Genomic DNA, 13,741 nt, shown 5'->3' on the forward strand with positions numbered 1-13,741 from the left:
AAATAGTAATTGCATACCCCGAAATAGCAATTGCGTACTCCGAAATAGCAAATGCGTTGGCGTAGCCCGCCGTAGGCATCGCCAAATCGATAAATGTGTTGGCGTAGCCCCCACTTCTTTACGCTACGGTGTACACACAAGTTATCGAATCACTACCAGTCCTCGAATTACCCCACCCTAACCCTCCCCTTGTAAAGGGGAGGGAACTAGATTTCCTGTTTCCCCCCTTGTAAAGGGGGGAAACAGGGGGGTAATTCGACTTGTGTGTACACCGTAGCTTCTTTACGAGGGGCTGCGCGTAGCTTGCTTCCCCGTAGTTTTTATCTCTAACACTGAGCGTATTGGGATATTATGCAGGATAATAGAGATGGTTCAATTAGCGTGTCTAAATTTTCATGCCGTTTGAGTGGGATGAGGCGAAAAATTTAGAGAATCTTCGCAAACATGAGATTGATTTCGCCGATGTTCCTGAGATGTTTGAAAGTCCAATGCTAATTGAGTTAGATGATCGTTTTGATTACGGAGAAGACCGTTAGTTCGGTATAGGTTTTCTCGGCAACCGTGTAGCCGTTGTAGTTTGGACAGAACGCAAGAATAATGTGATTCGGATCATTTCAGCACGAAGGGAAAATCGGTATGAGCGACAAAAACTTGAGAAATACCTCTCGTACTAACTGGACAGCATTGGAGTCAATGAACGATGAAGAAATTGACTACTCTGATATTCCACCATTGACAGAAGATTTTTTTCAGAAAGCTACTCTCCGAGTTCCCGCACCTCAAGCACAGCAATTGGTACAGATTGAGCCAGATATACTAGAGTGGTTTCAAGCTCAAAGCGGAGAATATAAAACCTTAATCAACTCTGTTTTACGTCGTTACATCAAAAACTGCGACGAACACAAAGCAGTGTAACAATTTAGAATTCAATATTACACCGGAACTTCCCCCTCGATTAGATGACAATTTACATTGGGTGGGTGTTGCTTAATGTTTCCTCAAAAGCGCGATCGCCTAAATAACAAATGCGTTAGCGTAGCCCAACCCAGGCATCGCCAAATCTATAATTGCAAACACAAAAATAACAAATGCGATCGCCTAAATCACAAATGCGTTGGCGTAGCCCAACCCAGGCATCGCATCCATTCTCTTTTTATCTGAAACTGGCAGTGCGATCGCATTCATCAACAATTAAGCGATAATCTTAAAAACTTTAGTAGCTAGTTTTTTTGTTGAATGTAGATGTAGGGCGATGAACGATCGCTCGTCGGAAACACATCACCTGTGATGAAAATCTATAATTTTACGGAATCTAGGGCGCTGGTGTTGTATTTTTCTCATTATAAAAGAGTGACATCTCACGCCCTTACCCATGAACGAACATCGCCAGCAAGCCTATTTCGACCTCATTCAAAGCCTGTTGAATTGCGGTAGTCACGATGAAGTCCAAGAGGTTTTGGCAGCAAACGAAGAATTAGTAGATGTTGGCTTCTTACAGGCGGTAGAAGCGGCGGCGGTGATGTCTTCGCAGCAGGGATATGAGAATACAGCGAATTGGTTGCGAAATCTGGCAGTGCAACAAGGGAAAGCGTTGAACCTAACACCCCAAACTTCTTACCCACAAGAGAATGGTGAGAATTCAAAGCCTATCTCTTCGCAGGAGAGAGGTTTAGAATCTCTCATTGAAGAGGAGACACAGGCATATTTCCAATTCTTGATGGAGGTACTACAAGCAACCGCAGAAAGTAGGAGTAACGCGCAGGTAGTTTACCCTTTGCTGGCGAAGAATACAGACAAACTTAACGGGGTGTTCGCAGAAAGATTGCGCCTTTGGGCAACAAATACCTTAGCAGAAGCGGAACCAAATGCAGCAATATCCATCGCCGCAGTTATTGGTAATTTCAGTAATCTGATTCGGCAGTTCCCGTTGGATAGCAAAGCCAGCAACATGGAAATTGCCATCGCTGGCTACGAAATTGCTCTCACTGTTTACACCCGCAGCGCCTTTCCTAAAGATTGGGCAAGGACGCAATATAATCTGGGGAATGCTTACAGTGACAGAATATTAGGAGAGCGAGCCGATAATATTGAACATGCGATCGCAGCTTTTACTGCTGCACTCGAAGTATTAACCCGCAGCGCCTTTCCTAAAAAATGGGCAACGACGCAAAATAATCTGGGGAATGCTTACTTATACAGAATATTAGGAGAGCGAGCCGATAATATTGAATTAGCGATCGCTGCATATAGAGTAGCACTCGAAGTTACAACCAAGAGCGCCTTTGGTGTAGATTGGGCAACGACACAAAATAATCTGGGGAATGCTTACTTATACAGAATATTAGGAGAACGAGCCGAGAATATTGAATTAGCGATCGCTGCTTATTCTGCGGCACTGGAAGTTAGAACCCGCAGTGCCTTTCCTCAATACCATACAGAAACTTTGTCAAATCTTGGCAGCTTATACCAAGATATCAACCAGTTTTACTTAGCTTACAATATCTTTACCAAGGCGATAGAAACAATTGAATCTTTGCGAGAAGAAATAGTTTCAGTTTCTGGGGTTGAAAGCAAACGCAAACAAGCCGAAGAGTGGAATAAACTTTATAGTCGCATGGTAGAAGTTTGTCTAGAATTAGGTAAGAAAACGGAAGCGATTGAATATGTTGAACGTAGTAAAACCCGCAATTTAGTTGAACAAATCCTCGAACGCGACTATAAAACCATTTTCCCTCCAGAAGTATTCACTCAACTAGAAAAATACAGAGAGAAAATAGCCGTAGGACAATATCAAATCCAAAATGGCAAAGCTGAAAATCCCAAAGTCCTTGCACAACATCTCCAACAGTTGCGAAACCAGCGTAATGAATTGCAAAACCGCTATTTAGCCGTTGGTTATGGTTTCAAATTCGACTCCTTCCAAGCTTCTTTGGATGAGCATACAGCCATTATCGAGTGGTATATTCTCAACGATAAAATTCTGGCGTTTATTGTCACAAAACAAGGAGAGGTAACTGTTTGGCAATCCCAACCAGAAGACCGAGAAGCTTTGAGGAATTGGGTAAATCAATATTTGCAAAATTACTACAATCAAAAAGACCAATGGCTAAATAACTTAGGGAAAGCACTCAAAGAATTAGCTTCGATTCTAAATATTGATGAAATATTAACCCAGATACCAAAGCACTGCGATAAACTCATTCTAATTCCCCATCGATTCCTGCATTTATTCCCCCTTCATGCAATTCCAATAAATCAAAATTCTGAAAATTCGTCTTGTCTTCTGGATTTATTTGCTGGTGGTGTGAGCTATGCACCCAGTTGTCAACTACTGCAACAAGTACAACAGCGACAACGCCCTGATTTTCAATCACTATTTGCAATTCAAAATCCTACAGAAGACCTGAATTACACCGATTTAGAAGTACAAGTTATTCAAAGCTACTTTAATACTTCCAACGTTTTGAAAAAAACAGCAGCGACACTCACAGCTATTAATAATACTGACTTAAATACTTACCATTGCGCCCACTTTAGCTGTCACGGGTCTTTTAACTTAACAAACCCCGGTAATTCAGCCTTAATTTTGGCAAAAGCATTAATCGTAGACACTCCAACAAAACCCGACTCCGAACGTTACCTGAATTTACGAGCAGGGGAAACCTACAATTTAGAAAAATGTCTGACTTTAGATAAAATATTTACTCTCAAATTAGAAAAATGTCGCCTCGTCACCCTTTCCGCTTGCGAAACTGGATTGATTGATTTTCAAAATACCAGCGACGAATACATTGGTTTACCTAGCGGTTTTCTGTTAGCTGGTAGTCCCAGTGTCGTTAGTTCACTGTGGAAAGTAGATGACTTGTCTACCAGTTTTTTAATGATTAAATTCTACGAAAATTTATTCACACTTGATAACCTAGAAGCAGGAGATATTGCCATAGCTCTTAAGCAAGCTCAAATATGGCTACGAAATCTGACTATTGAAGGATTAGACAGATTTTTAGAAGAACACAAACCCCAAATTGCAAAAGTCTTGGCTCAACTCAGAGTAGGACAACGTATCATATTTCAAGAATCTTTGGAACGAATCAAGCAACGTCAACGCCTACCTTTTGCAAATCCTTACTACTGGGCTGGATTTACAGCATCTGGACGTTAAGCACCAGATTCAGGGACTTGACAAAACTTTTTCGCCCCCAGTTTAAACACCAATATACTAAGTGCAGTGGCAGTACCCAAAGGAATACCTGTACTAATTGCCAATGGTTCTATAATTGGAGCAATTAATCCTGATTCTAAAAACTCTCTAACTTCCTCTTGACAGAGGAATTGGCGACATCTTTCTAGCAAATCATTTAACGATCTATCTGCTTCCTGTGCAGTTTCCCGCATAACCAACAGTGGAACAGCATCATCTAAATAGCCTTCACACTCTTCTATAGCATCCAAAGCCGCTAGAGCTTCTGGGCTATCAGCTAACTGGCTGCGAAACTGAGTAATTTCCTCTGGTGTAACGGTAAGCATTTAAATAAATACACGAAATTTCAGCAATTATACCTCTAATAGTTTCGCAGAAAGCTTTTAACAAATCGAGACAGTTAGCGATCGCCTTCATCGCTAGAGATAACCAAAAACTATAATGAATGCATAAAGCAACCAATAAAGGCAAGGTTAGGAGAATCTAAATAATGCAGGCTGATAGCATTTCAGAGCAAAGGTTACTTCAAAAAATTCGCCAGCTACCTCCCGAAAAAGTTTTGCTAGTTGAAGATTTTATTGATTCTTTGGATCAGCAAAGTACAGATCATAGCCTTACCTTTGCAGCAGCAAAACTTTCTGAACCAGTTCTGCTCAAAATTTGGGATAACCCTGATGATGCAGAATATGACAAACTATGAATTTGGTGATGTTGTTTTAGTGCCGTTTCCCTTTACTGACCAGACTACAACTAAAAAACGTCCAGCAGTAGTTGTGAGTTCTAATAGCTATCAACGTGAGCGTTTGGATTTAATCTTGATAGCTATTACCAGTCAAGCAAATCCAGCAACTTCCTTTGGTGAAATCACAATTACTGGATGGCAAGTAGCTGGTCTTCTCAAGCCTTCAATTATTAAACCAGTTTTGACTACCATAGATAAAGCCCTAGTGATTAAAAAGTTAGGGCAACTTCAGGAACCAGACCTTCAGGCTTTGCACAACCTTTTTCTGGCTATTTTGGGTTGATATGCGTAGTTTACCGCCGCAGGCATCGCCCCTTCTAATCAAAGCCTCTAAATATCACTCAAACTCAGTTTCGCAGAAAGCTTTTAATAAATCGATACAGTTAGCGATCGCTCCTAAATGAGCAATTTCATAGCCATGTGTATTTTGGGTGGGAAATGCTAAACACGCAGCACGCCCAACATGGCCAAATTTCATTGCAATGGAAGCATCGCTGCCAAACCCGCTCAAAATTGTAAATTGCACGGGCATATTCAACTGTTTGGCACATTGGCGTAGTTGTCCATTTAACCCCTCATCATATATCCCATAAGCATCTTGAGATAAAAGTACAGGGCTTTCCCCATCTTTAACAGGATATTCCTCAGATAATGGACAAATTTCTAAAGCAATTAACGCATCCAAACGCTGATTTTGGGTGAAAAATAGCGCCCCAATTGCTCCTACTTCTTCTTTAGCTGAAGCTACAAGATAAACATCAGTAGCTGGCTGTTTAAGGTTTTCAGCCAAAGCTAGCAAAATGGCAACAGAGGCTTTGTTATCTAAAGTGTAGCTGGCGATATGATCCTTTAACCTAATTGGATGCTTGCGATGCTTGCCGATTACCATTTTAGTTCCAGGTCGAACGCCAGCTGCTTCTAGTTCAACAGGTGTAAGCTTCGTTTCAATCCAGGCATTTTCCCACTTCACAGTAGTATCTTCCTGCTGGGCTTTTTGAGGAGATTCGTGAGAAACATGGCGGGAACCAAAGCTGAGAATACCGCTAATGGTTTCCTGATCTCCCAATAAATCAACAACCCCTTCGCCGTAAACCCACGGGAAAGAGCCACCGAGTTTACGGACTTCCACACGACCTTCATCACCGATATTCTTGACAATTGCGCCAATTTCGTCTTTGTGTGCGGTAATAGCGATCGCTCCATCTGGATTTTTCCCTGGAATTTTTGCAATAATATTATCGGCGCGATCGCACCACACTTCTACACCCAGCGCCGCAAATCGTTGCATCAACAACTGATTAATCTCAGTTTCTGCACCACTAGGGGAATGGTGCATAACTAATTCTTCAATAATTTCAAATAAGCGATCGTAATCCCACATCAATATAGTTAGAGTACTCCAAGTAAAAAAATGCTCAATTGTCATTGCGAGCGTTCGCGGAGCGTCTCGTAGAGAAGCGAAGCAATCCCAGCCCTTGCGATTGCTTCACTTTGCTCGCAATGACGGGTTTTGGATCATTTATTTTTTGGAACACTCTTAGTTTAGTTTTCAACTGTTGTATGAGACAATTGTGCATCAATAACCCGACCTGCTGATACAAGTGCTGACCTTTTTTGTTGACGCTTCAGCACTCCTACCGCACCAAAAGCACCAAGGGCTAAAATCCCCAAGTTTATCGCAGGTTCAGGAACAGACTTAGCCTCAATCGCAGCCAGTGCAGCACCTGCTATCACCTTATGAGCAGCAGTGGTTGGGTGGTAATCGTCCCAGAGGAGAAAATTGTTGTTACCTGGGTCACATATATCTAGCCTAGATAGACAAGACTCGGTTACATTCGTAAAGCCTAATGCACTTGCCTGATTAAATAAAGAATAAGTGTCAACCGAGATGATGTTGAGATTCGGGTTTTGGTTCAAAGCGTTCACAGTTGTTGCTAAACCCAAGTTAAACTCATTAGTAGATTTACTGAGGGTTGCAGGATTGCGGTTATCAATTGTAGCTGCTGGTACTTGTCCTAAATCTGACAAGTTAAACACCAAAATATTTTTTGCGCCGACTCCTACCAGAGTATTCAACGCCAGGGATATATTACTGATTGGCGTACTAGAGTCTTCGGAGTTGAGAAAAAAGAAATCATTAGCGCCTCCCCACAATGTATACAGTGCATCTGGGTTAGCTGTTTGATTATTTGCTTGCAGACTTCCAGCAAAACCGAGGACTTGTTGGAGTACTCCGGGTAAATTTTGATTGGGAAGGATAGCGTTATCTAAACCAGAGCTAGCACCGCCGAAAGCAAAGTTTATCCCTTGAGTAGGAGGTGTGGAAGGAATAGTAGTCAATAAAGTGGGCTTTAACCCTAACTGATCTCCGAGATAATCTACCCAGAGCGGCCCATCAGAAAAACGTCCTTCAAAGTAAGGTGGGCTTTGAGGGAATGTTTGCCTACTAGCATTATATATATTGCCTGTATCGGAAAGGCTATCGCCAAATACATAAAGCTGATTGAAACTCACAGCCGAGGCTTTGGTCGGCAACATGAAATAAAATAGAACAAATCCTGCCGCTACAGCTTGTTTTTTCATATTTATTTTACCTAAAGGGCGATCGCTGACGACTTGTCTTTTGAGCTAGTTTGCGTTATTTTACTTAACTATGTCTCAAAAATTCATAAAATACAGGTAAAAACGCTAAAAATACTTATATTTACACTTTCTTGATAAGAAATAAGCTTATTACAAAGAAATCAAAAATTTTCCGTGCTAATACGTGAGTATTGGCCACTTTTCTGCTATTGATGAACTAATCGTCAACATTGCCTTAACTAATTTTAGGGCTTTAAGTCGACAGCAACTCACAAAATATTCAGCGATCGCTCAATCAAGTTGCATCAAGTTTTGTGGCTCTTGTATTTATCCCAGTTACAAAACTTAATTACGTTAGTGTCGCGGTAGCGAGTCTATGTACTCCTGCAAAAAAGCAAGCTACGCCCAGCGTCTGGTAGAGAGCGTCCTTACAAATTACGAATTACGTTCGCGTAGCGTGCCGGAGGCTCTATTACGAATTACGAATTATTTTGATTTTGCTTTAACTTTAAAGCTTCAGTAGCCGACACACCCTCACCCTGACTGCCGAAATACCATAAAGCCGTAGCAGCCTCAGCACGAGTTACTGGTTTTTTGGGTTGAAACAAAGTCGTATAACCAAATACCCGCCGAATATTTGATTGTTCAGCATTCTGGTAATCAGCCAACACTGCTCTTAAAGCCTTGGGATCAATTCGCGCCGCGTCTTGAAAACCCCAGGTTTGTTTCACCGTATCTAAGTTAGCAGAGGGTAAAGCTTGGCGAGTATCTAAAGGTAATTTCCACAGCAGCAACTGTTCCCGCGTTAGGGGTGCATCAGGACGAAACAAAACTGCTGTAGAATCTCCAGACAAAGAACTAGGAATTAACCCAGCTTCGGCTAATCCCTGAATTGCTGGAAAATCGGGGTCTTTTGCCGACACATCACTAAAAGCTGGTTGAGTAGTTTCCGATGCCAAGCGAATTTGTTTAGCTGGATTGCTGGCATACATGGCATTGTTCGCAGCAATTAGCCAACGAGCATATTCCCGATGTGTAACGATTTTACCGGGTTCAAACTGATTATTAGCGGCAGTAGAATTACTTTTAGTACCATTCGGCTCTATAGACAAAACACCTAATGCAGCCAAATCTTGAATATATTGCCGCCATTCTTGCGGTGCTTTATTCAGATCGTTGAATTCTTGAGATTCGGCTGTGGCTGTAGGAGTTGCTTGATTATTAGCCGTACTTGGTGGCTGTGCTGCCAAGTTTGCAGGTGGTACGGGCCCAATAAACTGGGAATCTCCTGCTTGCGGAACGGCGTTAGTAGTTGTGTTAGGATTGGTAGCCGGGGTAGATTGTGCCGTTGCCGTACTATTCGGTACGTACTCAACCAGTAATTCAGTAGCAGTTTGGGGTTGATTGGGTGTGGCGTTAGTAACTGATTTAGGCTGAATAGAAACCTTCAACAGCAAATCGTTACGACGTGCCTCAAAAGCACCTCCCGCATCATCCGTTGGCTGTTGCAAAATCTGCCAGTTATTTGTTTGAAACTGGCTGCGATAAAAACTAGCAATAAAATTGCTGGGGTCAGAACTCAACCAACGAGTTGAGACTCTGTTTTCTGAGCCGCTAACAGGTGTAACTTCCTGTAGTTTGGCATTGGAATATAGAGGGATATCTTTGGGGAAATCAGCTGGTAACTGAACTGTTGATGGGTTTGGCTGTGCTTGTGGTTGGTTATTCTGAGATTCTCCAAAGACAACTGGATTGCTTTGCAGCTTTGGATCTGCCGCCAAAGATTCCTCAAGGTTTTTGGCAACTGGACTGTTAGCACAGGCTGTTAACGAAGTCACTAGAACAGCCCAAATTAGAAATACAGCTGAACGTTTACAGGGAAGCACAGGAAATCACAAATGAGTTTCAATTCCTACCCTAGCGCAGACTGTTCATTAATTGGGAATGGGGAGTGGGGAATGGAGAGTGGGGAGTGGGGAATGGGGAATAGAATATTGAAACGAACCCATTTCCTTTGTCTCTGTACTTCTCTACCTCTCAATATCACTAAAAGACACTACCGACTCAGCCCGTCTTCTTGGTAAATGTCTCTGTTGGTGATGATGATATCTCTAAAAATGAGTAAACGGTAGCAAAAGCTACCGTGTTGTCTTTGTTTTACAGCCATTAGGTTTTTATAGTTCCCATGCTTATTCATAGAGTTCCCTAAACTTCTGGCAAACTAACATTTTTTTGAAAAAAATAGAAATGAACCTGAAATCATTTCTCTACATGAGTTTTATCGAACAGAATTCAGGAGTCAGAATTCATTCTGAATTCTGTATGACTGGCGGATGAATAACCGGGTTTAAGACCCCTACCAAATCCTAGATTTGGTGGTTTTCAATCCTGCGCCGGTCTGAATCCCCGACTGAATTTATTCTGACTCCTGTTAGCGGATAGCTAAGGTTTAGCCCATTCTGACTTCTGAATTCTTCTTCAAATAGTTCTCTAAATATGGCGGAGTGGATAAATAATTAGAGAACATCCCGAATGTGCATAGACATAAGCTGTCATTGCGTACTGCCTTTGGGTACTTCATGAAATGGAGCGATCGCGGGCGCAGTGTCTCCTAGAGTTGCAATCACAAATAGACACTGCGATTGCTTCATTTCGCTCCGCTTCACTCGCAATGACCATCTATCTTTAGCTTTAATCTCCTTCCAGATGCGCTAGTTTAATGCGATGCCTACGGCTCGCAAAGCCTACGCCAAGCGCCTAAAATGATAAACTAGGGTTAATGCCCCCCTTAGCCTCACCCAAAGAGGGGAATTAAATAAAGTTCGCTAATTTTCACTTAGAATCGATTCTGGAAATTATTCATCTGACGGTGGTAAGCTGAATAAGGCAATAGCTGGAAAATGCCAGTGTTAAGGAATTCCAGGAACTTAGCGTAAATTCGTTATTCTTGGCGACTGGGGTCATAAGCAAAGCAGTCAAGTGTCGCAGCAGTTTCCCTAATGCCTATAAATGGATTTTCTAGGGAATGTGGTACTTGTCCTATAGTCAAGATTTTCTTGGCAGCCTCAAAAGCAGTAAGTGCTGACTCTAAAAGTGCGATCGCCCCGATGTTATCCAGAAGGTTGTCTTAAGGCAACCCATCCCCTATTCTCCTGAGATAGGCAGGTCTTCTTTTAGGAAGGCTGGGCACAGAGTAAGCTTCGCAAGTTATAGCCAGTATATAGTTGTTAACTATGGCTGTTTTCCTAATCCTAATAATGATTGGATTAGTTGAGGTAAATAAGACACTTCATTGGATGCGCTGGCGTTGAGAAAACCCTCTCTCTACAAACTTGACCTGAACAGTTAACAGCTTCCTGATAGATTAGATACAATTAGCATTTGCGTTTGCTTCGGCGTAGGCGTAGCCCGTCGTAGACATCGCTTGTTCAAAGCGAGTATTCAATTTGACATCCTGCTCCACTAGCTGATTTGACATAGTATTAAACCTTTCACCTGCTAACTCTAGTGACAATTTTTGATTCAGGGCAAATTAAGACTTATATTCAAGGGACTTGGGTGTTTCTTGGAGATGAAGTAACTTAAAAAAGGAGCAAAGGGCTGAAAAAGATATATTTGGTGTCAAAAACGCAAAAATAATAGCAGTATGAAAATCTAAAATAGATATTAAATTGAAGACAAAGACAACGACCATCGACAACCGTCAGTCCATTTTACTTTCTGTAAAGCGTCACCGGGTTGTTACCAGTGCTGAAACACGATTACATGCAAGTTTCCCAGGATCAGCCTATTTATTCTGAGGCTCCACTCCAGCTGTTACTTTTTGTCGATGGACGACCTAAGTCCCGCCAACAGGTACAGCGAATACGTGCTTACTTAAAAGAATTGCAGGCTGAGTATAGTTTTGAACTTCAAACCATTGATGTTGGACAACAACCTTACTTAGCAGAACATTTTAAGTTGGTAGCAACGCCAGCTTTAATCAAAATCCATCCTGAACCACGACAGGTTCTGGCTGGGAGTAATATCATAGCGCAATTGAAAAACTGGTGGCCTCGTTGGCAAGTTGCTGTAGACGCTTACTTAAAATTACAGGAAGATTTGCAAGAACGTATAGACGACAATGGTCGGGCCACATTACCCAAATCGACTATCCATTCGGTTGCTGTTTCTGCCGAACTAATCCGACTCTCAGATGAAATATTTCGTTTGAAACAGGAAAAAGATAATCTGCAAGAACAGCTACACTTTAAAGACCGGGTGATTGCGATGCTGGCGCACGATCTCCGCAATCCCCTAACTGCTGCCGCGATCGCAATGGAAACTCTTCAATCTAACTACAATCTAGATACAGGGCAATTCCACCGCCTCAAACCATCAATGACAGCACATTTATTAAAACAAGCCCGCAATCAAACTAAGGTCATTGACCGGATGATCGCCGACCTTTTGCAGGTAGGTCGTGGAAAAGATACAGAATTTCCGATACTACCACAAAAGGTACAACTAGGTAAAGTTTTTTTAGATGTACTCGAAGAATTGTGCGATCGCTACACCGCCAAATCCCAACAGGTAGAAACAGATATTCCTAGTGACTTACCTTATGTATATGCCGATCCAGAACGCATTCGCCAAGTGCTAGTCAATCTGTTAGATAATGCCATCAAATATACCCCAGAGGGTGGCAAAATTAGCGTTGCCGGATTACACCGCACTACCCAAAAAGTTCAGTTTAGTATTGGCGATACTGGGCCTGGTATCCCTATAGAGAACCGCGATCGCATTTTTGAAAACCACTTCCGCCTGCAACGGGATGAAGGTAAAGAAGGTTACGGCATTGGTCTTTGTTTATGTCAACGTATTATCCTGGCACACTATGGTCAAATTTGGGTGGACTCTGCCCCCAATAACGGAGCATGGTTCCACTTCACGCTGCCAGTTTATCCTTCTTAGAGATTAGTCATTCACAAATGACAAATGACAAATGACTAATGACTAATGACAATTAAAAACTTGAAACAAAGCGATCGCGCCCCCCCGCCTTTGCTTGGTAAAGTGCTTTGTCTGCTTGCACAATCAAATCTGAAGGTGAAGATTCCCAAGTGGGGACAACAGTCGCCACTCCCATACTAAGGGTGACATACTGGCTCACCGCAGACCCGGCGTGAGCAATTCGCAAATCTTTGATTCCCGCTTGTATCGCTGCGGCAATGTGAACTGCACCAGAGGCATGAGTGTATGGCATAATCACAGCAAACTCTTCACCACCATAACGCGCTACTAAATCTTGATGTTTTTGCGCCTTCAGATTTAAGACAGAACCCACCTTTTGTAAACAGATATCCCCAGCAGGGTGGCCATATTTATCGTTATAAAATTTAAAATAGTCGATATCACATAAAATCATTGACAAAGGAGCTCCCTCCTGTGCGAGATTAATCCACTGAGTATTGAGATAATCGTCAAAGCGACGACGATTGGCCAACTCAGTTAAGCCATCTACATTGGCAAGGTGCTGCAAAGCTTGGTTTGCCGCCTCTAATTGCTTATATACTTGTCCTTGCTGTAGCAGTCGGCGCAATCGTTGGCGCAATACAGGCCAGTGAATTGGCTTAGTGACATAATCAGTTGCCCCTGCATCAAAAGCACGGTTTACTGATTCTTCATCGTCCAAGCATGTGATCATCAATATGGGAGTGCGTTCCCATATCTTGGAAATTACAGTGTTATTCAGAGTTGAATCAGTATCAAAGGTGGCAACGGCAGAGATTAAATTATTTCTGGCAATTTGGAGCAAGTGCTTACAGCAGGTAAAGCCATCCATTATAGGCATTACAGCATCTAGCAAAACTATATCTGGTTTGATAGTCTCGTAGGCATCTAAACATTGCTTACCATCATTGACCTCAACCACTCGATAACCTTCTTGTTCCATAGCTTTACGCAACAATACTCGGATGGTCTTGTCATCATCAGCCACTAGAATCAGTGGTGGTTGCTTAGGAACAGAAAATGGGCTTATGCCTGACATGAGTTGCCTTCCAATTGCGGGATTATTCTGAAAAAGGCTGTGCAACTCAATCGCATAGGGGCGATCGCTCTTTTTATCAATGCCAGGGTTTGCGGCAAAGGTCTGTCTGGCTTCAACAAAATCAACTGTTGTTTGACAATAGACTGCTCAATGTTCTTGAGCCAAGCAAGCGGTAGATAACTAA

At 42.2% G+C, this 13,741-nt stretch carries 13 protein-coding genes and 1 pseudogene; 8 read left to right on the forward strand and 6 right to left on the reverse strand.

The annotated features are described in order from the left end of the window. From VB732_RS10720 to VB732_RS10735, 4 genes and pseudogenes are all read left to right on the forward strand, one after another. The coding region (locus VB732_RS10720; protein ID WP_323230812.1) for a hypothetical protein at positions 1–181 on the forward strand (181 nt) is incomplete at its 5' end. Positions 182–395: 214 nt separating this feature from the next. Then, positions 396–674: pseudogene (locus VB732_RS10725) on the forward strand (BrnT family toxin). After that, complete coding sequence (locus tag VB732_RS10730; protein WP_323230813.1) at positions 637–915, forward strand: BrnA antitoxin family protein; 279 nt, start codon at positions 637–639, stop codon at positions 913–915. The pseudogene VB732_RS10725 and the gene VB732_RS10730 overlap by 38 nt, the downstream one beginning before the upstream one ends. A 457-nt stretch (positions 916–1,372) precedes the next feature. After that, positions 1,373–4,162: a CHAT domain-containing tetratricopeptide repeat protein gene (locus tag VB732_RS10735; protein ID WP_323230814.1), complete on the forward strand. Its 2,790-nt coding sequence runs from the start codon at positions 1,373–1,375 to the stop codon at positions 4,160–4,162. On the opposite strand, the gene VB732_RS10740 is transcribed toward VB732_RS10735, so the two are convergent. Then, complete coding sequence (locus tag VB732_RS10740; RefSeq protein ID WP_323230815.1) at positions 4,159–4,527, reverse strand: hypothetical protein; 369 nt, start codon at positions 4,525–4,527, stop codon at positions 4,159–4,161. The two genes, VB732_RS10735 and VB732_RS10740, sit on opposite strands and share 4 nt — an antisense overlap. A gap of 164 nt (positions 4,528–4,691) precedes the next feature. Between VB732_RS10740 and VB732_RS10745 the strand changes: the two genes are divergently transcribed. Both VB732_RS10745 and VB732_RS10750 read left to right on the forward strand, forming a co-directional pair. Next, positions 4,692–4,901 carry a toxin-antitoxin system, antitoxin component, Xre family protein gene (locus tag VB732_RS10745; RefSeq protein ID WP_073641576.1) on the forward strand — a complete coding sequence of 70 codons (210 nt, stop codon included), beginning with the start codon at positions 4,692–4,694 and terminating at the stop codon, positions 4,899–4,901. Then, on the forward strand, positions 4,888–5,226 hold the full coding sequence (locus VB732_RS10750) for a type II toxin-antitoxin system PemK/MazF family toxin (protein WP_323230817.1): 339 nt from the start codon (positions 4,888–4,890) through the stop codon (positions 5,224–5,226). The genes VB732_RS10745 and VB732_RS10750 overlap by 14 nt, the downstream gene beginning before the upstream one ends. 54 nt (positions 5,227–5,280) lie before the next feature. Here the strand turns inward: VB732_RS10750 and VB732_RS10755 are convergent, their stop codons facing one another. From VB732_RS10755 to VB732_RS10765, 3 genes are all read right to left on the reverse strand, one after another. Then, positions 5,281–6,324 carry a M42 family metallopeptidase gene (locus VB732_RS10755; protein WP_323230829.1) on the reverse strand — a complete coding sequence of 348 codons (1,044 nt, stop codon included), beginning with the start codon at positions 6,322–6,324 and terminating at the stop codon, positions 5,281–5,283. Positions 6,325–6,485: 161 nt separating this feature from the next. Next, positions 6,486–7,526, reverse strand: a complete 1,041-nt coding sequence (locus VB732_RS10760; protein WP_323230818.1) for an SGNH/GDSL hydrolase family protein — start codon at positions 7,524–7,526, stop codon at positions 6,486–6,488. Positions 7,527–8,005: 479 nt separating this feature from the next. Beyond that, positions 8,006–9,412 carry an S-layer homology domain-containing protein gene (locus VB732_RS10765; RefSeq protein ID WP_323230819.1) on the reverse strand — a complete coding sequence of 469 codons (1,407 nt, stop codon included), beginning with the start codon at positions 9,410–9,412 and terminating at the stop codon, positions 8,006–8,008. Between the two features lie 1,113 nt (positions 9,413–10,525). On the opposite strand from VB732_RS10765, the gene VB732_RS10770 reads away from it, so the two are divergent. Together VB732_RS10770 and VB732_RS10775 are read left to right on the forward strand one after the other, a co-directional pair. After that, the gene (locus VB732_RS10770; protein WP_323230820.1) at positions 10,526–10,657 is read left to right on the forward strand and encodes a hypothetical protein; all 132 of its coding nucleotides are present in this window, start codon (positions 10,526–10,528) and stop codon (positions 10,655–10,657) included. A 616-nt stretch (positions 10,658–11,273) separates the two neighbouring features. Next, positions 11,274–12,479, forward strand: a complete 1,206-nt coding sequence (locus tag VB732_RS10775) for a histidine kinase (protein WP_323230821.1) — start codon at positions 11,274–11,276, stop codon at positions 12,477–12,479. A 52-nt stretch (positions 12,480–12,531) separates the two neighbouring features. On the opposite strand, the gene VB732_RS10780 is transcribed toward VB732_RS10775, so the two are convergent. Both VB732_RS10780 and VB732_RS10785 read right to left on the reverse strand, forming a co-directional pair. Further along, positions 12,532–13,557 carry a PleD family two-component system response regulator gene (locus VB732_RS10780; protein ID WP_323230822.1) on the reverse strand — a complete coding sequence of 342 codons (1,026 nt, stop codon included), beginning with the start codon at positions 13,555–13,557 and terminating at the stop codon, positions 12,532–12,534. Further along, positions 13,545–13,741 (reverse strand): hypothetical protein (locus tag VB732_RS10785; RefSeq protein WP_323230823.1); only part of this gene is annotated, 197 nt, incomplete at its 5' end. The genes VB732_RS10785 and VB732_RS10780, both read right to left, overlap by 13 nt.

The sequence above is a fragment of the Nostoc sp. UHCC 0252 genome (assembly GCF_034931145.1).
In the GTDB taxonomy this organism is placed as follows: domain Bacteria; phylum Cyanobacteriota; class Cyanobacteriia; order Cyanobacteriales; family Nostocaceae; genus Nostoc.